This is a genomic window from Alcaligenes sp. RM2 (assembly GCF_052931795.1).
The window spans coordinates 948,102-969,789 of record NZ_JBRFIO010000001.1; the positions used below are offsets into that span (position 1 = coordinate 948,102).

General features: G+C 55.8%; 19 protein-coding genes. 6 read left to right on the forward strand and 13 right to left on the reverse strand.

The genetic code is table 11. The features are described 5' to 3' along the window. Positions 1 to 25: 25 nt before the first annotated feature. The 3 genes from ACU6HM_RS04360 to ACU6HM_RS04370 are packed head-to-tail and all read right to left on the reverse strand — an operon-like array spanning position 26 to position 2,846. Positions 26 to 1,069 carry a type I glyceraldehyde-3-phosphate dehydrogenase gene (locus ACU6HM_RS04360; RefSeq protein ID WP_250755688.1) on the reverse strand — a complete coding sequence of 348 codons (1,044 nt, stop codon included), beginning with the start codon at positions 1,067 to 1,069 and terminating at the stop codon, positions 26 to 28. A 13-nt stretch (positions 1,070 to 1,082) separates the two neighbouring features. Beyond that, positions 1,083 to 1,871 (reverse strand): SDR family oxidoreductase, encoded by a 789-nt coding sequence (locus tag ACU6HM_RS04365; protein WP_250755686.1) that lies wholly within the window; start codon positions 1,869 to 1,871, stop codon positions 1,083 to 1,085. A gap of 3 nt (positions 1,872 to 1,874) precedes the next feature. Further along, positions 1,875 to 2,846: a D-2-hydroxyacid dehydrogenase gene (locus tag ACU6HM_RS04370; protein WP_115633653.1), complete on the reverse strand. Its 972-nt coding sequence runs from the start codon at positions 2,844 to 2,846 to the stop codon at positions 1,875 to 1,877. 154 nt (positions 2,847 to 3,000) lie between these two features. Between ACU6HM_RS04370 and ACU6HM_RS04375 the strand changes: the two genes are divergently transcribed. Beyond that, positions 3,001 to 4,911, forward strand: a complete 1,911-nt coding sequence (locus tag ACU6HM_RS04375; RefSeq protein ID WP_446763377.1) for a prolyl oligopeptidase family serine peptidase — start codon at positions 3,001 to 3,003, stop codon at positions 4,909 to 4,911. 60 nt (positions 4,912 to 4,971) lie between these two features. After that, a complete protein-coding gene (locus ACU6HM_RS04380) occupies positions 4,972 to 5,586 on the forward strand; it encodes a glutathione S-transferase family protein (protein ID WP_060185070.1) in 615 nt (204 codons plus the stop codon). Positions 5,587 to 5,830: 244 nt separating this feature from the next. On the opposite strand, the gene ACU6HM_RS04385 is transcribed toward ACU6HM_RS04380, so the two are convergent. The 6 genes from ACU6HM_RS04385 to proC all read right to left on the reverse strand — a co-directional run bounded on the left by ACU6HM_RS04385 (position 5,831) and on the right by proC (position 11,846). Continuing rightward, on the reverse strand, positions 5,831 to 6,532 hold the full coding sequence (locus tag ACU6HM_RS04385; protein WP_009453966.1) for an ABC transporter ATP-binding protein: 702 nt from the start codon (positions 6,530 to 6,532) through the stop codon (positions 5,831 to 5,833). Continuing rightward, positions 6,533 to 7,297 carry a high-affinity branched-chain amino acid ABC transporter ATP-binding protein LivG gene (livG, locus tag ACU6HM_RS04390; RefSeq protein WP_009453965.1) on the reverse strand — a complete coding sequence of 255 codons (765 nt, stop codon included), beginning with the start codon at positions 7,295 to 7,297 and terminating at the stop codon, positions 6,533 to 6,535. It lies immediately after the preceding gene. Further along, on the reverse strand, positions 7,294 to 8,517 hold the full coding sequence (locus tag ACU6HM_RS04395; RefSeq protein ID WP_021446595.1) for a high-affinity branched-chain amino acid ABC transporter permease LivM: 1,224 nt from the start codon (positions 8,515 to 8,517) through the stop codon (positions 7,294 to 7,296). Before ACU6HM_RS04395 ends, livG begins: the two co-directional genes overlap by 4 nt. Continuing rightward, complete coding sequence (gene livH, locus ACU6HM_RS04400) at positions 8,517 to 9,446, reverse strand: high-affinity branched-chain amino acid ABC transporter permease LivH (protein WP_009453959.1); 930 nt, start codon at positions 9,444 to 9,446, stop codon at positions 8,517 to 8,519. Before livH ends, ACU6HM_RS04395 begins: the two co-directional genes overlap by 1 nt. A gap of 104 nt (positions 9,447 to 9,550) precedes the next feature. After that, positions 9,551 to 10,672 (reverse strand): high-affinity branched-chain amino acid ABC transporter substrate-binding protein, encoded by a 1,122-nt coding sequence (locus ACU6HM_RS04405; protein ID WP_009453957.1) that lies wholly within the window; start codon positions 10,670 to 10,672, stop codon positions 9,551 to 9,553. Positions 10,673 to 11,006: 334 nt separating this feature from the next. Then, positions 11,007 to 11,846, reverse strand: a complete 840-nt coding sequence (proC, locus tag ACU6HM_RS04410; protein WP_254499256.1) for a pyrroline-5-carboxylate reductase — start codon at positions 11,844 to 11,846, stop codon at positions 11,007 to 11,009. A gap of 178 nt (positions 11,847 to 12,024) precedes the next feature. Here proC and ugpB point away from each other — a divergent pair, with 178 nt between their 5' ends. The 4 genes from ugpB to ACU6HM_RS04430 all read left to right on the forward strand — a co-directional run bounded on the left by ugpB (position 12,025) and on the right by ACU6HM_RS04430 (position 16,367). Continuing rightward, positions 12,025 to 13,332 (forward strand): sn-glycerol-3-phosphate ABC transporter substrate-binding protein UgpB, encoded by a 1,308-nt coding sequence (gene ugpB, locus ACU6HM_RS04415; protein WP_009453953.1) that lies wholly within the window; start codon positions 12,025 to 12,027, stop codon positions 13,330 to 13,332. Positions 13,333 to 13,512: 180 nt separating this feature from the next. Continuing rightward, the gene (ugpA, locus tag ACU6HM_RS04420; protein WP_446763378.1) at positions 13,513 to 14,397 is read left to right on the forward strand and encodes a sn-glycerol-3-phosphate ABC transporter permease UgpA; all 885 of its coding nucleotides are present in this window, start codon (positions 13,513 to 13,515) and stop codon (positions 14,395 to 14,397) included. 21 nt (positions 14,398 to 14,418) lie between these two features. Beyond that, complete coding sequence (ugpE, locus tag ACU6HM_RS04425) at positions 14,419 to 15,261, forward strand: sn-glycerol-3-phosphate ABC transporter permease UgpE (RefSeq protein WP_021446597.1); 843 nt, start codon at positions 14,419 to 14,421, stop codon at positions 15,259 to 15,261. Positions 15,262 to 15,281: 20 nt separating this feature from the next. Continuing rightward, positions 15,282 to 16,367 carry a sn-glycerol-3-phosphate import ATP-binding protein UgpC gene (locus tag ACU6HM_RS04430; protein WP_021446598.1) on the forward strand — a complete coding sequence of 362 codons (1,086 nt, stop codon included), beginning with the start codon at positions 15,282 to 15,284 and terminating at the stop codon, positions 16,365 to 16,367. Between the two features lie 88 nt (positions 16,368 to 16,455). Here ACU6HM_RS04430 and ACU6HM_RS04435 read toward each other — a convergent pair whose 3' ends face one another. From ACU6HM_RS04435 to recG, 4 genes are all read right to left on the reverse strand, one after another. Continuing rightward, entirely contained in the window at positions 16,456 to 17,580 is a 1,125-nt protein-coding gene (locus tag ACU6HM_RS04435) for a branched-chain amino acid ABC transporter substrate-binding protein (RefSeq protein ID WP_026482583.1), read from the reverse strand. Between the two features lie 156 nt (positions 17,581 to 17,736). Beyond that, positions 17,737 to 18,204 (reverse strand): Dps family protein, encoded by a 468-nt coding sequence (locus tag ACU6HM_RS04440; protein WP_026482584.1) that lies wholly within the window; start codon positions 18,202 to 18,204, stop codon positions 17,737 to 17,739. 392 nt (positions 18,205 to 18,596) lie between these two features. Then, positions 18,597 to 19,562, reverse strand: coding sequence for a LysR substrate-binding domain-containing protein (locus ACU6HM_RS04445; RefSeq protein ID WP_009453943.1), 966 nt, complete (start codon positions 19,560 to 19,562; stop codon positions 18,597 to 18,599). Positions 19,563 to 19,599: 37 nt separating this feature from the next. Then, positions 19,600 to 21,681 carry an ATP-dependent DNA helicase RecG gene (gene recG, locus ACU6HM_RS04450; protein ID WP_021446599.1) on the reverse strand — a complete coding sequence of 694 codons (2,082 nt, stop codon included), beginning with the start codon at positions 21,679 to 21,681 and terminating at the stop codon, positions 19,600 to 19,602. Positions 21,682 to 21,688 lie beyond the last annotated feature (7 nt).

The window sequence follows — 21,688 nt, forward strand, 5'->3', positions numbered from 1 at the left end:
ACAGTTCAGTTTGAAAATGGGGTGTTCACGGCTGGCGCAAGAAGCGCGCAGCCCACACACAGGCAATATCAAGCATGCGGTTGGAAAACCCCCATTCGTTGTCAAACCAGACCAGCATATTGACCAGCCCATCCCCATTGGTTCGGGTTTGCGAGCCGTCCACGACTGCAGAGTGTGGATTGTGATTGAAGTCGATCGAGGCATGGGCCTGATCGGAATAGTCCAGAATACCAGGCCATTGCTGCGCCGCTTTCTGGAACAACTGGTTGATTTCATCCCGGCTGGTGTCGCGTTCCAGGTTGACCATCAGATCAATGGCCGACACGTTCAAGATAGGGACGCGTATGGATTTGGCCTGAACTTTGCCTTTTAATTGCGGTAACAGCCGCTCTACGCCAGTTGCCAGCCCAGTAGAGACTGGAATCATGGATTGCAAGGCGGAACGGGTGCGGGCCAGATCGCTGCTGTGGTAGCCATCGATCATGGGCTGGTCGTTCATCACCGAGTGCAGCGTGCTTAAAAAGGCGTGACGTATGCCGAAAGTCTTATCCAGTTCCGCCAGAACCGGGATGATGGCATTGGTGGTGCAGGAGGCGTTGGAGACAATCCGTTCGTCGCCTTGCAACTGTTCATGGTTAATACCCAGCACAGCGGTGAAATCCACGTCCTGGGCACTATTGCCGGGATTGGATAGCAGCACACGCGGGCAACCGGCGTCCAGAAATTGCTGCAGCTGGGCTCGACTGCCAAAGGCGCCACTGCATTCGATCAGCATGTCCAGATCCAGCGCCGCCCAGTCTATGGATTTGGGGTCGGTTTCATGCAGCACCCGGATGGCCTTATCCCCCACAATCAGCTCGTGTTCGTTGTGCTCTACCTGGGCCGGAAATACGCCATGGGTCGAATCAAAGCGCGTCAGATACGCCATGGTGGCTATGGTGGCGGGCTCGTTAATGACCACGACATCAAATTCCTGGCGTCGTGGGGATTCGTAAATGGCGCGCAGCAGGCAACGGCCTATGCGGCCATAGCCATTGATCGCGATGCGGATGGGACGAGGTAGCGGCATGGTCAGGGAACAATCAGAAAGTAATGGAGAAACCGCCGTCTACAACCACGATATGGCCATTGACATAGGAAGCAGCCGGAGAGGCCAGGAACACAGCGGCAGCGCGGATTTCGTCCGGCTTGGCCCAGCGTCCCAAGGGGTTGCGGCCAACCACTAAAGGACCTTTGACGGGGTCTTGAGCCAGAGCGGCATTGGTTTCCGTGGCAAAGGTACCGGGGGCGATGCCATTGCTGGTAATGCCCTGCCCGCCAAATTCTACGGCCAGTGCTCGTACCATGCCGGCCAGACCCTGCTTGGCAACCGGGTAAATAGCGTCGCCTGGGCGAGCCAGCGGGCCTGCAATGGAGGTCAAGGTCACAATACGGCCGTGCCGGGTCTGAGCCTTGAGCATGGCTTGGGCCGCGTACTTGGACAGTTTCAGCGTGGCCAGCAGGTCTACATTCAGCAAATGTTCCACATCGTCCCAATCGGCATCCTGCAAGCGGCTGCGTAGTCGCACGCCCACATTGTTCACCAGAATATCGGGAGTGCCGACGCGCTGGCACAGGGCTTGATAGGAGTCTGGCAAGGAGTCCAGATCGGCCAGATCATGTTCCCAGGTATCAACCTGGGCACCGCCAGTTGCAAGCTCGTTGGCAAGAGGCAGGAGTTTACTGGCCTTACGACCATGCAAAATCACATGGGCGCCATGGGCGGCGTAGGCACGGGCGATTTCCAGGCCCAGACCGGCGGACGAGCCGGTCACCAGAGCACAGCGACCAGCGAGGGAGAAATTGGCTTGGTAGGAGCTTAAATCAGTCATTATTTACAGCGTATGGCGTGCTTGGCCGCGGTGGAAAGCAACAATGTTTTCGATCAACTGGTTTGCCAGGGCCTGCATGGCCTCCTGACTGGCCCAGCCTATATGCGGCGTCAAAATGTAATTGGGTAAGTCTAACAAGCGCATCAGGATATGGTCAGCGGGTGGTGGCTCGGGCGTGCAAACATCAATGCCTGCACCACCCAGCCAGCCCTGTCGCAAGGCGTGCTCCAGTGCCTGATTGTCGATCAGCCCGCCACGGGCGGTATTGATCAGCAAGGGGCGGCGTGGGGCCATACGCTCGAACTCGGCCATGCCCAGCATGTTTTGTGTTTCAGCAGTCAGGGGGCAATGCAGGGAGAGGACGTCGGCTTGCTCCAGCACTTGCTCAAAGGGCAAGCGGTCATCCGCATTGCTGACGATGGTCTGGCCACGGCGTTGAGCAAAGATGACTTTCATGCCCAGGGCTCGACCCATGGTGGCGACGGCCTGCCCCAGAGAACCAGAGCCAATCAGCCCTAAGGTGGAGCCTGCCAGATCACGGATGGGATAGTCGAAATAACAGAACTGCTGGGCTTCTTGCCAGCGGCCTTCCTTGACGGATTGGCGGTAGGCGCAGATATTGCGGCGCAAGGCAAAGATCAGCGCAAAAACGTGCTCCGGAACACTGCGCACGGCGTAGTCGCGGATATTGCTGACCACAATGCCGCGTTCACGGGCGGCATCCAGATCAATATTGTCGCTACCTGTGGCGGCCAATGCGATCATTTTCAAGTTGGGCGCGGCCTGCAAATGCTCGCGGCGGAGTGCCACTTTATTGCTGATGACAATGTCGGCATCGGCAATACGTTCGGCCACTTGATCGGGAGCGGTACGTCCGTAAACTTGCAGTTCATGCTTAAAGGGAACCTGCGGCAGCTCTACGCTGTCTGACAGTGTTTCCCTATCCAGAAAAACGATACGAGTCAAAGAAGTCATGCCTGTCCTTGTCCTTGAGCTGCCCCTGGCATTCTGGCCCTATTTTCAGAGGGTTCTTGCCTTTGCTTGGGACCATCATCCGATATAGTAATGGGATTGATACAGGCTTGTCCCTGGTCTCACCCTCATAACCCTGTTTTATAGGTTATTGCTTATGCTCTTGTCCCTCTTGCTCTCTTTGGGCGCCCACGCCCTGATACCGGATAACGTCGCGAGCACCACTCCCCCACTGTACGACATTCGGGACTTCTTTCAGAATCCCAAGCGTAGCGGTTTCCGGATTTCGGATCAGGGGCGCATGATCGGCTTTATGGAGCCCGTCAAGATCGACGGTCACCCCGCCCGTCAGAATATCTTTGTGCAAGAGTTAAAAGGCAGTGAGCCTGTGGGCGAGGCTCGCCGCGTCACCGCCGAACATCAGCGCGATATTGCCGAGTACTTCTGGAAAGGCGATGAAACCGTTATTTATGCCAAGGACGTCAATGGCGATGAGAACTATCACGTTCTGGCGGTGAACGTGCTGACTGGCAAAGTCACGGACCTGACGCCGCTGGAAGGCGTACGTGCCGGGGTGCAGGACGATTTGCCGGACGACCCGGAGCATATTCTGGTGTCGCACAACGGCCGTAATCCGGAAGTATTCGACGTCTACAAGGTCAATGTCCTGACCGGTGAAAGCACATTGGCGGCCGAGAACCCCGGTGATGTACTGGGCTGGAGCACAGACCACCAAGGTCGGGTGCGCATGGCGATTTCGATCTCGGGCGTGGATTCCGAACTGCGTTATCGCGACAGCGATTCCGAGCCGTTCCGCAGCATTTTGCAAACGGACTTCCGCACGGAAGTCAGCCCCCTCTTTTTTCATGCCGACAATCAGCGCTTCTACGCCTTGAGCAACCGTGGTCGCGACACCTTGGCCTTGGTCTTGATTGACCCTGCCAAGCCGGATGAAGAAGAAAAAATCTACGAATTACCCGATCACGATCTGATGGGAGCTGGCTATTCTCGCCTGCGTCAGGTGCTGACTTCAGTGGATTATTACACCGACAAACCCGGTCAGCATTTCTTTGACGAGCACAGCGAGAAAATCCACGCCGCCATCGCCCGCCAATTGCCGGGCTACGAGATCAGCATTCAGTCCATCACACGCGATGAAAAGAAAATGATTGTGGCCAGCTACAGCGATCGCAATCCAGGCTCACGCTACCTTTACGATGTGGACAGCAATAGCTTGCACAAACTGGCTGTAATCAACAGTGCCTTGCCGGAAAGCGATATGGCGGTCATGCACCCTATCGAATTTACGGCACGTGACGGCATGAAGATTCACGGCTACCTGAGCCTGCCTTTGGGTGTCCCCAGCCGTAATCTGCCGGTGGTCATCAACCCGCACGGCGGCCCGTGGGCGCGCGATTACTGGGGCTTTAACCCCGAGGTGCAGTTCCTGGCCAACCGTGGCTACGCCGTCTTGCAAATCAACTTCCGCAGTTCGACCGGTTATGGACGCAAGTTCTGGGAAGCGGGTTTCAAGCAATGGGGCCTGAGCATGCAGGACGACATTACCGATGGCGTTCAGTGGCTGATCGATCAAAAGATTGCTGACCCCAAGCGCATTGCCATTTACGGCGCCAGTTACGGTGGATACGCGACCTTGGCCGGTATCGTCAAAACCCCGGACTTGTACGCTGCAGCGGTGGACTATGTGGGCGTGTCCAACTTGCTGACCTTCATGAATACCATCCCGCCGTACTGGAAGCCTTTGCTGGTGAAAATGCACGCCATGGTAGGTGATCCGGAAAAGGATAAAGAGCTGCTGGAAGCCAACTCCCCCGTTTTACATGCCAACAAGATCCGCACTCCCTTATTTATCGCCCAGGGCGCACACGACCCACGGGTGAACAAGGCAGAAAGTGATCAGATGGTTGCCGCTTTGAAAGCGCGTGGTGTGGATGTGGAGTACATGGTCAAGGATAACGAAGGCCACGGCTTCCATAACGACGAGAACAAGTTCGAGTTTTACGAGCGTATGGAGCGCTTCCTGGCTCGCCACCTGCAGCCTCGATGATTTTGGAGTGGCGCGACAAGCTCGCGCCATTTGTTTATCGCACTTTTGGAAAGAGAACTTATGAAACTGTATTACATGACTGGTGCTTGTCCTTTGGTGACCCGCATTGCATTGGAGTGGATAGGCAAGCCGTTTGAATCCCAGCGCGTCAGCCGTGACGAACTGCAGCAAGAAGAATTCCTGAAACTGAACCCCAACGGCGCTGTGCCTGTTCTGGTCGATGGTGATCTGGTTCTGACACAAAGCATCGCCATTCTGGAATACCTGAACGAGAAGAACCCGCAAGCCAATTTGATTGGCAGCACTATCGAACAACGCTTTGAAGCCCGCCGTTGGCTGGCCTTCCTGAACGCCGAAATCCACCGCAACGTGGGTGTGGTGTTCGGTACGCATCGCTACGCGGATCAGGAAGCAACTCAGGCCGAGGTCAAGGCCAAGACCGCTGCCTTGCTGACCAAGCAACTGGGCGTGATCGACAAGCACCTGGAAGGTAAAGAAACCTTGTCGGGCTCCTTGTCCGTGGCTGATGCTTACCTGTACGTGGTACTACGCTGGGCTGCTCTGATGAAGCTGGACCTGTCGGGCATGAAGAACCTGAACGCCTTCTTTGCTCGCATGGAGCAGAACGAAGGTGTGAAGGCGGCACTGCGCGGCGAAGGCTTGTTGAAGGATTAAGTCGTTTCGCAGCTAGCGATATCAGGTTTCAGGGGATGCTGTCGTGTTCTGCTCCCCTGAAGCGTACGGCAAGCATATCGATAGCTTTTAGTTCTGGTGCGGATGGCCTTGTGTTGACTTGTCACCCGAAAAAAAACCTGAATCCAGCAAAAGCTGCGATTCAGGTTTTTTTCAAGCACGTAAATTAAAGCGGTGCTTTAAATCGATGACGCTCTACCGCTTTGAGGCTGCATTCGCTGGCTGTCTAAGCCCCCAGATACGCCTTCCGAATATCCGGATTCGCCAGTAGATTGGCCCCGGTATCCTGCATCACCACCTTTCCGGTTTCCAGCACATATCCACGGTCTGCGACTTGCAGGGCCTTGTTGGCGTTCTGCTCTACCAGAAACACCGTCACGCCTTCATCTCGAATGGTACGGATGATGTCGAAGATCTGGGCGATGATCAGCGGGGCCAGGCCCAAGGTAGGTTCGTCCAGCAGCAGCAAGGACGGTTTGCTCATCAGTGCGCGACCGATAGCCAGCATTTGCTGCTCACCACCTGACATGGTTCCTGCTCGTTGCGCAGCGCGTTCTTTCAGGCGGGGGAACAGTTTGTAGACGTGTTCCTCTCCTTCGTCGATCTCGCTGCGGTTCAGAAAGAAACCACCCATCTTCAGGTTTTCCGACACGGTCAGGTCTGGAAAGACGCGACGGCCTTCGGGAGAGATGGCGATGCCTTTGCGCATGATGCGGTGCGTGTCGGCGTGGGTGATATCCTCGCCCATGAAGCTGATGCTTCCCGAGCTGGCTCGGGGCGAGCCGCAAACGGTCATGAGCAAGGTGGTTTTGCCAGCGCCGTTCGCGCCAATCAGGGTGACGATCTCGCCCTGATTCACGTCCACGCTAACTTGATCCAGCGCCTGAATAGCGCCGTAATGGGTAGATACGGAGTCCAGCTTAAGCACTTATTCTTCCCCCAGATAGGCTTTGATGACGCGCGGATCATTGCGCACTTCTTCAGGCAGGCCGGTGGCAATGGGTTTGCCATATTCCATAACCAGGATCCGGTCTGATACGCCCATAACCAGGCTCATATCGTGCTCGATCAGCAGGACGGCCACGCCAAATTCGCGGCGCAGTTGGTCGATCAAGGCTTGCAGATCACGTTTCTCTTGGGGGTTCAGGCCCGCCGCAGGTTCGTCCAGCATCAGCAAGCGCGGCTGGGTGATCATGCAACGTGCAATTTCCAGGCGGCGCTGGTGGCCGTAGGCCAGATTGCCCGCTTCACGGTTGGCCAGATCGGTCAGGCCCATGAAGTCCAGCCATGTCACCGCACGCTCTTTAGCTTCCTTTTCGGACTGCTTGTAGCGTGACAGGTTCAGCAGACCGGACAAAAAGCCGGCCTTGAGCTGGCTGTGCTGGGCGACCAGCAGGTTCTCCAGCACCGTCAGCTTCTTGAACAGGCGCACGTTCTGGAAAGTACGTACCAGGCCTTTTTGTGCCACTTTGTGGCTGGACAGGCCGTGGATGGGCTGGTCTTCCAGGGTGACGGAACCGGAGGTGGGCTTGTAAAAGCCGCCTACGCAGTTAAATACTGTGGTTTTCCCGGCGCCGTTGGGGCCGATGATGGCAAACACTTCGTCTTTAGCCACATCGAAGCTGACGGAATCCACCGCCAGCAAGCCACCAAAACGCATCGACAGATCGGATACTCGGAGTAATGGGCTCATGTACGCAACTCCACATGAGGACGTTGCACAGGCAGCAGGCCCTGTGGACGCCAAACCATCATGGCCACCATGACCAGACCAAAAATCAACATCCGATACTCCGCAAACTCTCGGGCCAGTTCAGGGACCACAGTCAGCACAATGGCCGCCAGAATGACGCCGATTTGTGAACCCATACCACCCAGCACCACGATGGCCAGGATCAGGGCGGATTCGATAAAGGTGAAGGACTCCGGGTTGACCAGACCCTGACGGGCGGCAAAGAAAGCACCACCAAAACCGGCAAACATGGCGCCCATGGTAAAGGCGGACAGTTTGATGGAAGTGGGGTTCAGGCCCAGCGAACGGCAAGCAATCTCGTCCTCGCGCAGGGCTTCCCAGGCACGGCCAATAGGCATGCGCACCACACGGCTGGAGACCAGCAAGGTGATCAGGGCCAAAGCCAGGGCCATCAAGTACAGATACACCACCACGTCCTGGTTGCTGAAGGTCCAGCCCATCAGGTCGTGGAAGGTGGTCTGCCCTTCCGGTGCACGGCGTGCCATTGGGAAACCGAATACGGTTGGCTTGGGGATACCGGAGATGCCATCCGGGCCGCCGGTCAGGTCATACATATTGATGAGCAAGAGGCGAATGATTTCACCAAAACCCAGGGTGACGATAGCCAGATAGTCGCCGCGTAAGCGCAGCACGGGGAAACCTAGCAGGAAGCCGAACAGGGCTGCCATACCACCCGCTAATGGCAGTGCTTCCCAGAAGCCCCAGCCTGCGTAGTGATAGAGCAAGGCGTAAGTGTAGGCACCCACGGCGTAAAAGCCCACAAAGCCCAGGTCCAGCAGGCCGGCAAAGCCCACCACGATATTCAGCCCCAGGCCCAGCATGATGTAGATCAGCACCAGGGTGGCAATATCCACCTGGGCACGCCCACCAAAAAAGGGCCAGACCACGGCACAAGCGATCACGATGTACAGCAGGATCTTCTTGTGCTGCATGCTCAGTTTGGGCAGCGTCCAGCGGCTTTCACGTATCTTGGTGCGATTGACGTTAGGACGGATCAGCTGGACCACAAAGACCAGTGCCATACCGATCAGAATGATCTGCCAATCGCTTTCCAGATGGGTGTTCATCCCGGCGCGCACAATTTGCAGGCCAAAGACGGGAGCCACAATAATGCCTGCCAAGACAGCGGCGATAAATGCATTGCTAAAGCGGTTCATCATCAGACTTTCTCCACCTCGGGTTTACCCAGCAGGCCCGTTGGGCGGAACAGCAGGATAAAGACCAACAGTAAAAAGGCCACGATGTCCTTGTACTGCGACGAAATAAAGGCAGCGGCAAAGGTTTCTGCCAGACCCAGCAGGACACCGCCCAGCATGGCGCCCGGGATGCTGCCAATACCGCCCAGCACGGCTGCCGTAAAGGCCTTGATACCGGCAATAAAGCCGATGAAGGGGTTCAGCTTGCCAATGGCGGTGGCAATCAGCACGCCGCCCACGGCAGCCAGCATGGCGCCGATGACAAAGGTGAAGGAGATGATTTTATTGGTGTCGATACCCAGCAGGTTGGCCATGCGCAAGTCTTGTGAACATGCACGCGAGGCGCGACCCAGACGCGAGTACTTGATGTAGAGGCTGAGCATGATCATCAGCACCACGGTCACGACAATGATCATGACGCGTGAGTAAGGCGCCGTGACGGTAAAGCCGTCTGCGCCCAGGCTGAACTGAAAGGAGCCGGACAGCAAGGTAGGCACCGCCATATCGCGTGCGCCTTGGCCCAGGGCAACCCAGTTCTGCAAGAAAATGGACATACCAATGGCCGAGATCAGCGGGACCAGCCGAGGGCTGCCACGCAGCGGCGCATAGGCAACTTTTTCAATCGCATAGCCGTAAACCGCGGTTACCAGGATGGCAACCAGCAACATGATAAGAATGATCAGCCAGATGGGCAGACCCGAGCCTACGCCAATCGCAGTCAGGGTTACCAGCCCGACATAGGCGCCGATCATGTAGATCTCGCCGTGGGCAAAGTTAATCATTCCGATAATGCCATAGACCATTGTGTAGCCGATGGCGATCAGTGCATAAATAGCGCCCAAGGATAATCCATTGAACAGCTGCTGCACGATCTGAGGGAGTAAATCAGACATGCTTGTTTTTTTCCGTTGAGTCCGTCGTTTTGTTCTAAGGCTTTGTGGGCATCCAAAAGCAATGCCCCCGTTCTTCGTAAAGAGCGGGGGCACATAATCCAGTCTTATTTCTCAACTAGATCAAAGTTACCTTCTTTATCCCACTTGAAAACGGCAAATTCGAAATGCTTCAAATCACCCTTGGCGTCGTATTCTACCTTGCCAATGGCGGTATCGAACGCATTTGCGTGCATGTAGTCGGCTCCCTTGGCCGAATCTTCGCCTACCGCATTGATTGTATCGGCAATAATTTGCACGGCCGCGTAGGCCGGGAAGGTAAAGGCCCCGTTAGGATTGCGCTTGTATTTGCTGAAGTTTTCCATCACATCCTTGTTGGCCGGCATCTTGGTGAAGTCGGTTGGCAAGGTCACCAGCAAACCTTCCACTGCCGGACCGGCAATGGCGACCAGGTCGCGGTTGGCAACGCCTTCCGGACCCATGAAGGTGTTGGTCATGCCTTGTTCACGCGCCTGACGCAGCAGCAGACCCAGCTCGGCATGGTAACCACCGAAATAAATCAGATCGGGGTTCACGCCCTTGAGCTTGGTGATTACGGCCGAGTAATCGCTGTCACCGACGTTAATGCCCTCGTACATGACAATGTTCATGTTCTTTTTCTTGAGCGCGTCACGCACTTGCGTGGCAACACCGGAGCCGTAAGTCTGCTTGTCGTGCAGGACGGCAATGCTCTTGGGCTTGAGGACGTCAGCAATGTAGTCGGCCGCAAAGGGGCCTTGCTGGTCGTCACGACCAATGGTGCGGAAAAAGTAATGGGGCTTTATAGTGTCGGTGACCAGAGGCGAGGTCGCACCGGGAGTAATCGCCACAATGCCTTCCTGCTCGTAAATGTTCACGGCAGGCACCGTGGTTCCCGAGCACGCGTGGGCTACGGCGAATTTCGCGCCGGAGTTGACCACACGGTTGGCTGCAGGCACAGCCTGTTTGGGTTCGCACGCATCGTCAATCAGGACGGCTTCCAGCTTTTTGCCTTTGACACCCCCTGCTGCGTTAATCGCGTCAATTGCGGTCAATGCACCGGCCTGGATTTGGTCACCATATTGGGTGGAGGGACCAGTCATGGGTTGAGGGATACCAATTTTGATGGTGTCCGCCGCATAGGCGGTGCCCATGGCCAGTACGGTGGCCAAGGCGGTCAGAGCGGGGGTAAAGCGTCGAGTAAGGGTCATAGCAGCTGTCTCCCGAGGCCGGGGGTTCCCGGCATTGCTTTTTAGAAAGTGCTTATTCTGGGGTCTGGATAGGCATTGTTATGCTCCAGGGGAACCCATTTTGGGGTAGCTGCCTAAAACTTGTCACTTCGTATAAGCCCTAGCGCCCTGCTTATTTATTTTGAAAATAACGAGGCATTGTTAACAGGGTGTTTCCAAAACACGCTCGCATACTAAAAGCCTTGTTTATAAAAGAAAAGAGGAGCTCTCTTGAGAACTCCCCTGCTTTTTGTTTTACTGCTTTTTTATTGCGCTATATCAATTTTTGACGATGCTATAGGGAGTAATCCGGGGATCAGGAAAACTCTTGGGCCAGCTCTCCGGCACGCACTTTGGCAGCATTGACTGCTTTTTGGACCAGGGGTGTAAAGCCGCCTTCGTTAAAGACATTCAGGGCGGCTGCCGTAGTCCCCCCTTTGGAGGTGACGCGCTCGCGCAAGACCGAAGGTTCTTCTGGCGACAAGGTGGCCAACTGGGTGGCGCCGTGCAGCGTTGCCAGGGACAGCTGGCGGGCCTGTTCTGGTGACAAACCTTGCTCGATACCGGCTTTGATCAAAGCTTCGATAAACAAAAACACGTAAGCTGGACCACTGCCTGAAACCGCCGTGACGGCATCAATGGCCGCATCATTTTCAACCCAGACCACTTCCCCCACGGATTTCAACAATTGCTGCGCAATGGCTTTATCGCTTTCATCTACCTGTTCCAGGGCCATCAGGCCGGTAATGCCACAACCAATAAAGGCCGGGGTATTGGGCATACAGCGGATTACACGCTGGTACGGCTGGCCGGGTTCGCCCAGCCATTGGGCCAGAGCGGTTGCCGGAATGCCAGCGGCCACGCTGATCACCAGGGTGTCCTCTTGCAGATAGGGTTTGCAGGCCAGTACGGTTTCTTTCATGACCTGGGGCTTGACGGCAAAAACCCAAATACGCTGCTTGGACAAGGCCGGGCCGGGTTCATACGCGGTTTGTACACCTTGCTGGGCCCACGACTCCAGGGCGGGCGGGTAAATATCAATCGCCAAAACGTCCGAGCCGCCGCAGCGTTTCCCAATTAAACCAGCCGCCAAGGCACTGGCCATATTGCCCGCGCCGATAAACGCCAGCTTAAAAGAGGTATCGTGTGGATTCATCATCGCTCCCATTAAAAATCTGTCCTCTGACACGTTTTCTTAGCGTTTGAGGGTAATTAGTCATTGCTTATATAACGCTGTCATGGATACATTCACGAGAGCGTCATAAACAAGTCATAAGCTTGAGTTTTAAAACCTGCTACACCTTAGCGGCACCTTTTATACAGGAGAAAGCCTGATGCGAACAAAACTATTTGCTCTGTCTCTAGCCGGTCTGATTGCTTCTATCGGCACTGCGCAAGCGGCCACAGAAATTCAGTTCTGGCATTCAATGGAAGGAGCCTTGGGCGAACGGGTTAATGCATTAGTCAAAGACTTTAACGCATCTCAGTCGGACTACCAGGTTAAAGCCTCGTATAAAGGCAACTATGGCGAGTCCATGAACGCCGGTGTCGCCGCTTTCCGTGCCGGTAATGCCCCTGATATTTTGCAAGTATTCGAGGTGGGTACTGCCACCATGATGGCCGCCAAGGGCGCCATTCAGCCAGTTCAGGAAATGTCGGAGAAAGCGGGCAAACCTATCAACCCGGATGACTTTCTGGGTGCGGTTGCCGGTTACTACTCCTCCAACGAAGGCAAGCTGATTTCCATGCCTTTTAACAGCTCCACCCCGGTGCTGTACTACAACAAGGACGCCTTCAAGAAAGCTGGCCTGGATGCCGAGAAGCCACCCAAGACCTGGCAGGAGCTGCACGAAGCCGCCAAGAAACTGCGTGAGTCCGGCCAAGAGTGTGGCTATACCTCTTCCTGGCCCTCCTGGATTCTGCTGGAGAACTTTGCCGCCTGGCACAACATCCCCTTTGCCAGCGAGAACAACGGTTTTGGCGGCCCCAGCGCTCGGCTGCAGCTGGATAACCCACTGTTCCTGAAGCACATGACTTTCCTGGCAAATATGTCCAAGGATGGTTCCTTCTCCTACGGCGGTCGTGGTGATACGGCCAACGCCCTGTTTACCAGCGGCAAGTGCGGCATGTTTACCGGCTCCAGCGGTAACCGCGCCAACATCATCAAAACCGGCGAATTTGAATTTGGCACCAGCAGCCTGCCCTATTACAGCGATGTACAGGGCGCGCCTCAGAATTCCATTATTGGTGGTGCTTCCCTGTGGGTCTTTGCCAAGAAATCGGATGATGTCTACAAGGGCGTGACCGAATTCTTCCACTTTATCTCCAGCCCTGAGCAAGCGGCGGCCTGGCACCAGGACACCGGCTATGTGCCTGTGACCAAAGCAGGCTTTGAAAAGACCAAGGACTCCGATTTCTACGCCAAGAACGTGGGCGCAGACGTTGCCGTCAAACAGCTGGACGCCAGCACCACCGAGAACTCGCGTGGTATTCGCCTGGGTTCCTTGCCGCAGATTCGTGACATCGAAGACGGTGTGATGGAACAGATTTTTGCTGGCAAAGTCACCCCTGAAGAAGGTTTGAAAGCCATGCAAAGTCGTGGCAACGAACTGCTGGAGCGCTTTGAAAAGAGCGTGAAGTAAGCCCTGCCCGCCTTGCGCGGGTGGTTTACAATCGAGCGTATGAGTGTGCGGACGGCGTCTTGTCTTGGCCTCAGGCCGGCAAACTGTCACCATCTTGTCCAAGCCGCTCATACGCTTTTCGTTTCATTAGAAGTCTGTCCACCCTGATGGTGGCGCTCCCTTCCCATTGCGCGCAAACCTATGGAAAAACGTGTCGTCTTTCGTCATAAGACACTGCCCTATTTGCTACTTGCTCCGCAGCTAGCCATTACTCTGATCTTCTTTTTTCTGCCTGCCGGTCAAGCGCTGTGGCAGGCTTTTCATTTGGAAGACCCCTTTGGCCTGTCTTCGCAGTTTGTAGGCCTGGATAACTTTGCCGAGCTGTTCAATAGTGCAGAATATATGGCCTCGTTCAAGACGACGGCGGTATTTTCGCTTGCCGTGTCAGTGTTGGGCCTGGTCGTGGCTTTGGTTCTGGCCGTGATGGCGAATAGAGTGATACGAGGCGCGCTGCTGTATCGCAGCTTGCTGATCTGGCCTTATGCCGTGGCAACGGCGGTGGCCGGGGTGTTGTGGTTGTTCCTGTTCTCCCCCTCTGTAGGGATTGTGGCCGTGTTCCTGCTGGAGCATGGCATTCAGTGGAATCCACGCTTGAATGGCAATGACGCCATGTTGCTGGTGGTAATTGCTTCGGTCTGGAAGCAGATCTCCTACAACTTTCTGTTTTTCCTGGCTGGCCTGCAAGCCATCCCGCGCTCCCTGATTGAAGCGGCCGCCATGGATGGTGCCGGTCCCATGCGCCGTTTCTGGAGCATTGTGTTTCCTTTGCTGGCCCCGACGACTTTCTTCCTGCTGGTCGTGAACATTATTTATGCCTTCTTTGACACCTTCGCCATTATTGACGTGGTCAGTCAGGGCGGGCCGGGTGAAGCCACCTCGATTCTGGTTTACCGGGTCTACAACACGGGTTTCCGTGGCCTGGATATTGGTTCTTCGGCAGCCCAGTCTGTGGTGCTGATGGTGGTGGTTGTGGCGCTGACGGTGATTCAGTTCCGCTATATTGATCGCAAAGTGACGTACAGCTGATGCGCAGCAAGGAACATAGTCATGGTTGAACGACGCCCTATTCTTGATTTTTTCACGCATCTGACCCTGATCCTGGGTGTGATCGTGATTGCTCTGCCCCTGTACATCACGTTTGTGGCTTCCACCCAGACCAGCGCGGAAGTGGCCCGTGCGCCCATGTCGCTCTGGCCGGGCTCGCACATGGTAGAGAACTACATCACCGCTTTGCAGGGGACGGCCACCAACTCCCCACCAGTGGGACGCATGTTGCTGGTCAGCATGGTGATGGCGCTGGGCATCGCGGTTGGCAAGATCATTATTTCCATGCTCTCGGCCTTTGCCGTGGTGTATTTCCGCTTCCCGTTCCGCATGCTGTTTTTCTGGATGATTTTCGTCACCCTGATGCTGCCGGTGGAAGTGCGCATTATGCCCACGTACAAGGTCGTGGCGGACCTGCAGTTGCTGGACAGCTATGGGGGCCTGATCCTGCCCTTGATCGCTTCAGCAACCGCGACCTTCCTGTTTCGCCAGTTCTTTCTGACGGTGCCCGATGAATTGATCGAGGCCGCCCGTATTGATGGTGCCGGCCCGATGCGGTTTTTTAAAGATGTTCTGCTGCCCTTGTCCAAGACCAGCATTGCCGCTTTGTTTGTGATTCAGTTTATCTACGGCTGGAACCAGTATTTGTGGCCGCTGATCATTACCACCAAAGAGGATATGTACCCGATCGTGGTTGGTATCCGGCGCATGATTTCCGGTGGTGACAGCGTGACCGAGTGGAACGTGGTGATGGCCACGGCCCTTTTGGCCATGATCCCGCCAGCCCTGGTGGTGATGCTGATGCAAAAGTGGTTCGTCAAAGGTCTCATCGACTCTGAAAAGTAATTCTCTACAGGCTTTATTGAATGGCTAGCTTACGATTTGAAGGCGTCAAGAAAACCTACCCGAACGGGACGGTCGTTATTCACGGCATTGATGTGGACGTGAAGGATGGCGAGTTCGTGGTGATTGTGGGCCCCTCTGGATGCGGTAAATCGACCCTGATGCGTATGGTGGCGGGGCTGGAATCTGTCACGGCAGGTCAGGTGCTGATCGACGGCAAGGTCGTCAATGATCTGGAACCGGCTGAACGTGACATTGCCATGGTGTTCCAGAACTACGCGCTCTACCCCCATATGTCAGTCTTTGACAATATGGCGTATGGCTTGAAAATCCGTAAGTTTTCCAAGGATGAAATCAAGCAAAGGGTCAATGCCGCCGCTGCGATCTTGGAATTGGGTGCCCTGCTGGAACGTCGTCCAGGGCAACTGTCAGGGGGCCAGCGTCAGCGTGTTGCGATGGGCCGTGCGATTGTGCGTGAACCCAAGGTGTTCCTGTTTGACGAGCCCCTGTCCAATCTGGATGCCAAGCTGCGAGTGCAGATGCGTCTGGAAATTCAGAAACTGCATCGTCGCCTGAAAACCACCAGCCTGTATGTGACTCACGATCAAATTGAAGCCATGACCTTGGCCGAGCGCATGATTGTGATGAATCAGGGCATGCCTGAGCAAATAGGGACACCTGCCGAGGTATTCGAAAAGCCTGCTTCCGTTTTTGTGGCCACTTTCATTGGCTCACCGCCCATGAACTTGTTGCCAGTAGAGGTGGATGCACAAGGTCAGATCACGCAAGACAATGGTCAGCCTGTGCAGTTTGGCCCGGAAATGGTGCCCGCTGCGGTGCGTGGCCGCAAGGTGTTCCTGGGCATACGACCAGAACACATCCAGCTGCATGTGCCCGGTGTGACTACGCAGGTGGAAATGGTGGAAATTCTGGGTTCCGAGCAGTTGCTGCATCTGGGTTGTGGCGACTATCGCATCATCGTGCGCTGCCCGATTGAGCAGACTCGCGAATATCCAATTCAAATTGGCGAGGCTATCCAGATTGGCTACATGCCACCCCACCCTTTGCATTGGTTCGACCGCGATACGGGTTTGCGTATCGAGGCCTGAGCAGCCTGCCTGAAGCAAGGTGCTCCAAGGCGATACATAATAAAAAACCGGCCCGAAGGCCGGTTTTTTTACGAGCAAGAATCAGGGATTACTTGCCGTAGACGGTCTTGGAACCGTCAGCGTGCCAGCTGAAGACGTCAAATTTGAAGTCGTTCAGGTCGCCCTGCTTGTTCCAGCTGATTTGACCGATAGGCGTTTTCACGCTGTTGGCGTGCAGGTAGTCGGCCACTTTGACTGGATCGTCTTCGCCAGCGCCCTTGATGCCTTCGGCAATCGCAATAGTTGCGGCGTAAGCGGACAGCTGGAACGCGCCGCTAGGATCGCGCTTCTTGTCCTTGAAAGCCTGGACGATGGCCTGGTTGTCCGGATCTTGCGAGAAGTCCGCAGGCAAGGTCAGCAACATGCCTTCAACGGCTTTGCCGGCAATGGCGTTAATGTCGGGGTTACCCACGCCTTCCGGTCCCATGAAGTGGACTTTCACGCCTTGCTCAGCGGCTTGACGCAGCAGCAGGCCCATTTCAGGGTGGTAGCCACCAAAGTACACGAAGTCCACGCCGGTGGATTTCAGCTTGGTGATGACGGCGGAGTAATCGCTGTCCCCCGCGTTAATGCCTTCAAACAGGGCAACTTCGGTACCGGCTTTTTGCAGTTCGGAACGAACCGAAGCGGCAATACCTTGGCCGTAGGACTGTTTGTCGTGCAGGACGGCAACTTTAGTGGGCTTGATCTGTTCCAGGATGAACTTGGCAGCGGCTGGACCTTGCTGATCGTCGCGACCAATGGTGCGCAGGATCATTTCGTAGCCTTTGCCGTCGGTAACAGCAGGTGCTGTTGCCGATGGAGTCACCATCAACACGCCTTCGTTGTTGTAGATATCGGTGGCCGCGATGGTAGCGCCCGAACAAACGTGACCGACAACATAGTGGATCTTGTCATTCACGATACGGTTGGCTGCGACGGGACCTTGCTTGGGTTCGCAGGCATCGTCAACAGTGACCAGTTCGAGCTGTTTGCCAAGAACGCCACCGGCAGCGTTGATCTGTTCGATGGCCGTATCGACGCCTTGTTTGACCATGTCACCGTATTGGGTAACCGAGCCTGTAAAAGGACCGGCCAGTGCAATACGGATGTTGTCAGCGTGAGCAGCACCGGACAAGAGCAGACCCGTTGCCAGGCTCATGGCCGCTGCAACAGGAGTGAAACGAATTTTCATAGAAAACACCTCCGTGAATATGCAGGAAAGCATACACCGATAACAGGGCTTTATGCCTGCCTGACGCCTGAATTCAGGGTTTTCTATAGGGGGAATAGGAAAGGCCACCGTTTGGTGGCCTTTTTTTATCGCTATTTGAGGGCGATAAGATGGAAATTACTGCAGCAGGCTACGCAGCATCCATGCATTTTTCTCGTGCACGTCCAGACGCTGGGTCAACAAGTCAGCGGTAGGCTGGTCGTCGGCCGAGTCGGCACGGTCAAAAGCGGTGCGTGCAGTACGAGCCAGCGCTTCGTTACCTTTGACCAGCAGTTCGATCATGGTGGTAGCATCCGGCACGGAAGCGGGCTGGGTGATGGAGGACAGCTTCTGGAATTCGGCATAGGTACCAGGGGCGTAGTGACCCAGGGCGCGGATACGCTCGGCGATGTCATCCAGGGCTTGCCACAGTTCGGTGTACTGCGTCATGAACAGCTCATGCAGAGTCTTGAACATAGGGCCGGTGACGTTCCAGTGGAAGTTGTGCGTCATCAGGTACACGGTGTAGGAGTCGGCCAGTACCTTGGACAACTCTTTAACTACAGCAGCACGGTCTGCCGTCGAAATACCGATATCAATTTTCAGAGCGCTGCTGGCGGCGCTGGCAGGAGCAGCGGGTTTGGCGGCGGCAACCGGCTTGGCCGCGGCAGGCTTGCGAGCAGCGGCTGGTTTGGCAGCTGGCTTGGCCGCAGGTTTAGCAGCCGCCTTGGCGGGAGCTTTGGCTGCGGTGGCAGGCTTTTTGGCGACGGCCTTTTTAGCGGTCACTTTTTTGGCGGGGGCCTTGGCGGCTGCCGGTTTTGGTTCAGCCTTTACATCGGCTGCAACTGCGACCTTGGTATCAGTGTTCGGGGCTTCTTCGGCCTTGCTGACCTTGGCGGTTTTACTGACTGCTTTCACGGCTTTTGCCATAGTGGACTCCTGTTGAACAGAGGGCTAAATAGGTACTGAAGCAGAATAACACGCAGTAGGTGTGCGATTTACGCTAGTTCAGGATACGGGAAATTGCTGTTGTATTCGACTTTTAAGTAGTTGACCCCAGCCAAGCCACTTTCCATGATCCCACGGGTCAAGGCGTCAATGGCCGACGTACGTGGAAAACTTTTGCGCCAGACCAAGGCAATGCGACGATCTGGAATGGGTTTTTTGAAGGGGACATAGGCCAGCAGTTCGTTGGCCTGGCCGGGGGCTGTCAGAGAGCTGGCAGGCAGGACAGTCAGACCGATGCCGGTGGCCACCATATGACGGATGGTTTCCAGTGAAGAGCCTTCAAAGGTGCGCTGTATGCCTTCACTGGACGCTGAAAAGCGCGACAGCTCCGGGCAAACATCCAGCACTTGATCGCGGAAACAATGGCCGGCACCCAGCAGCAGCATGGTCTGATCTTTCAGCTGTTCGGGATCAATTTCCTTGCGCTTGGCCCAGGCGTGTTCATGGGGCATGGCCACCACAAAAGGCTCGTCGTACAGCTCGCGGATAACCAAGCCTGTTTCAGGCAAAGGCAGGGCCACAATGGCGCAATCAATCTCACCTTGGCGCAGCAATTCCAGCAGACGCACGGTAAAGTTTTCTTGCAATAAAAGTGGCATTTGCGGGGTCAGCTCGATTTGCTTGGGAACGAGCTTGGGCAGCAGGTACGGTGCCACGGTGTAAATAATGCCAACGCGCAAAGGGCCTGCCAAAGGATCGTGGCCCTGGCGGGCAATCTCGCGCAGGTTGGCACCCTCTTCCAGGACTTTCTGTGCCTGGGTGACAATGCGCAGCCCGATGGGAGTAATAGCCACTTCGGGCCCGCCACGCTCGAAGATGACCACGCCTAATTCGTCTTCCAACTTCTTGATGGCCACCGACAGCGTCGGTTGGCTCACAAAGCAGGCTTCGGCAGCACGTCCAAAATGACGCTCGCGTGCTACGGCAACGATGTATTTCAGCTCGGTCAATGTCATGACAATTCCTTGTGCAAAACAGCATTAAGACCTTGGGTTAACTACGGAGTAATTCTTCCCGGCCCTTCATCCAGCGCTGTAAATGGTGGTGAGCGTGGTCTGGATAATCACGGCGAAAGGTGCTGGCCAATGTTTGGGCCTGCTCGATCAAATCTTCATCGGACTCCAGGCTGGCAAAACGCAAGCCTGCCTGCCCGGATTGGCGCATGCCCATGAACTCGCCCGGGCCGCGTTGTTCCAGGTCGCGGCGGGCAATTTCAAAGCCATCGGTGGTTTCATACATGGCGCGCAAGCGCAGGCGGGCAATGGCCGACAGCGGTGCCTGATACAGCAAGACGCAGACGGACTGAATCTGCCCCCGCCCTACCCGGCCGCGCAACTGGTGCAGCTGGGCCAGGCCGAAGCGCTCGGCGTGTTCAATAATCATTAAAGAAGCGTTGGGCACGTCTACACCGACTTCAATGACAGTGGTCGCCACCAGCACGTCCAGATTGCCGCTACGGAACGCTTCCATGACCTCGGCTTTCTCCGAGGAAGACAAGCGGCCATGAATCAGCCCTACCCGCAAGGGGGCCAAGGCTTGCTCCAGAGCAGCATGGGTATCCACGGCGGTTTGCAATTGCAGGGCTTCACTTTCCTCGACCAAGGGGCAGACCCAATAGGCTTGTCTACCTTGGGCAACTTCAGCCCGGACGCGCGCCATGATTTCATCACGGCGATTATCGGCGGCCAGCTTTGTAATGATGGGACTGCGACCTGGGGGCAACTCGTCAATCGCGGAGACATCCAGATCCGCGAAAAAAGCCATGGCCAAGGTACGAGGGATAGGTGTGGCACTCATATTGAGCTGATGCGGCAAATAAGCCTGACCTTTCTTGTCTTGCGCATCCCCTTTACGGTTCAGCTCCAGACGCTGGCCAACACCAAAGCGGTGTTGCTCATCCAGAATCACCAATCCTAATTGCTGAAATTGCACATTGTCCTGAATCAGGGCCTGGGTGCCGATGGCCAGTCTGGCCTGTCCGGAGCTGATGGCTTCATAAGCCAAACGTTTGGCCTTGACGCCCAAACTGCCGCTTAACCAGGCCAGCTCGACGCCCAACGGCTCCAGCCAGGCGCGCATCTTCAGATAATGCTGCTCGGCCAGAATCTCGGTGGGTGCCATCAGGGCCACCTGAAAACCGCTGGCAATGGCTTGCACGGCGGCAATGGCCGACACAATGGTTTTACCGCTGCCTACATCTCCCTGCAACAGCCGGTGCATGGGATACGAGCGCTTCATGTCTGCGCTGATTTCCTTGACGCAGCGTTTCTGAGCGGCCGTTAACTTGAAGGGCAACGAAGCCAGCAAGGCTTTAGCCAGATCACTATTGCCTTCACGCATAGGCTTGGCACGTTGAGCCTGACGCGCAGCACGAGCCTGCGCCAGGGACAACTGCTGCGCCAGCAATTCATCAAACTTGATGCGGCTCCAGGCCGGATGGCCGTGTTCGAACAAATCGTCGTAGCTGAGCTCGGGCGGTGGGTAATGCAAAAGCCGGATAGCCTCGTTAAAGGGCATCAGGCCATATTCGCTACGAACTTCTTCAGGCAGGGTGTCGCGCAGGTCCGCATTATTGAGCGCATCGGCAATGGCTTTGCGCAGCTGTACCTGGCTCAAGCCATCAGTCGTGGGGTAAACAGGGGTCAAGGCGCGGGCCAGGGGTTGGCCGGCTTTGGTGACTTTGGGGTGCACCATTTCCAGGCCATGAAAGCCCTGGCGCACTTCGCCGCGTACTCGCAGTGGCAAATCCCCTTGCAGCTGCTTGAGCTGGCTGGGGTAAAAGTGCAGCCAGCGCAAGGCCAGCTCGCCACTTTCGTCGGCAATACGGGCATGGAGCTGCGCACGGGGACGAGCCTGAACATCCGTACTAAGAATACGCCCTTCAATTTGCGCCATCTTGCCAGGGTAGAGATGGGCGATGGGCTCGACCTGAGTCTCGTCCTCGTAGCGCAAAGGAAGATGGACCACGAAGTCGGCAGGCTCTCGTAGGCCGAGCTTTTCAAACTTCTGGTCCAGACTGAGCGCCTTGCGTGGCGCAGCCCGTTTGGCCTGAGGCGCAGGCCGACCTGCGGTCATGGCAATA

Bases quoted from the DNA above. Each gene is read 5' to 3' on its own strand.
- ACU6HM_RS04360 (WP_250755688.1), bottom strand. From the start codon at position 1,069: ATGCCGCTACCTCGTCCCATCCGCATCGCGATCAATGGCTATGGCCGC.
- ACU6HM_RS04370 (WP_115633653.1), bottom strand. From the start codon at position 2,846: ATGACTTCTTTGACTCGTATCGTTTTTCTGGATAGGGAAACACTGTCA.
- ACU6HM_RS04430 (WP_021446598.1), top strand. From the start codon at position 15,282: ATGGCTAGCTTACGATTTGAAGGCGTCAAGAAAACCTACCCGAACGGG.
- ugpB (WP_009453953.1), top strand. From the start codon at position 12,025: ATGCGAACAAAACTATTTGCTCTGTCTCTAGCCGGTCTGATTGCTTCT.
- ugpA (WP_446763378.1), top strand. From the start codon at position 13,513: ATGGAAAAACGTGTCGTCTTTCGTCATAAGACACTGCCCTATTTGCTA.
- ACU6HM_RS04375 (WP_446763377.1), top strand. From the start codon at position 3,001: ATGCTCTTGTCCCTCTTGCTCTCTTTGGGCGCCCACGCCCTGATACCG.
- ACU6HM_RS04365 (WP_250755686.1), bottom strand. From the start codon at position 1,871: ATGACTGATTTAAGCTCCTACCAAGCCAATTTCTCCCTCGCTGGTCGC.
- ugpE (WP_021446597.1), top strand. From the start codon at position 14,419: ATGGTTGAACGACGCCCTATTCTTGATTTTTTCACGCATCTGACCCTG.
- ACU6HM_RS04380 (WP_060185070.1), top strand. From the start codon at position 4,972: ATGAAACTGTATTACATGACTGGTGCTTGTCCTTTGGTGACCCGCATT.
- livH (WP_009453959.1), bottom strand. From the start codon at position 9,446: ATGTCTGATTTACTCCCTCAGATCGTGCAGCAGCTGTTCAATGGATTA.
- livG (WP_009453965.1), bottom strand. From the start codon at position 7,297: ATGAGCCCATTACTCCGAGTATCCGATCTGTCGATGCGTTTTGGTGGC.
- ACU6HM_RS04395 (WP_021446595.1), bottom strand. From the start codon at position 8,517: ATGATGAACCGCTTTAGCAATGCATTTATCGCCGCTGTCTTGGCAGGC.
- ACU6HM_RS04435 (WP_026482583.1), bottom strand. From the start codon at position 17,580: ATGAAAATTCGTTTCACTCCTGTTGCAGCGGCCATGAGCCTGGCAACG.
- recG (WP_021446599.1), bottom strand. From the start codon at position 21,681: ATGACCGCAGGTCGGCCTGCGCCTCAGGCCAAACGGGCTGCGCCACGC.
- proC (WP_254499256.1), bottom strand. From the start codon at position 11,846: ATGAATCCACACGATACCTCTTTTAAGCTGGCGTTTATCGGCGCGGGC.
- ACU6HM_RS04405 (WP_009453957.1), bottom strand. From the start codon at position 10,672: ATGACCCTTACTCGACGCTTTACCCCCGCTCTGACCGCCTTGGCCACC.
- ACU6HM_RS04445 (WP_009453943.1), bottom strand. From the start codon at position 19,562: ATGACATTGACCGAGCTGAAATACATCGTTGCCGTAGCACGCGAGCGT.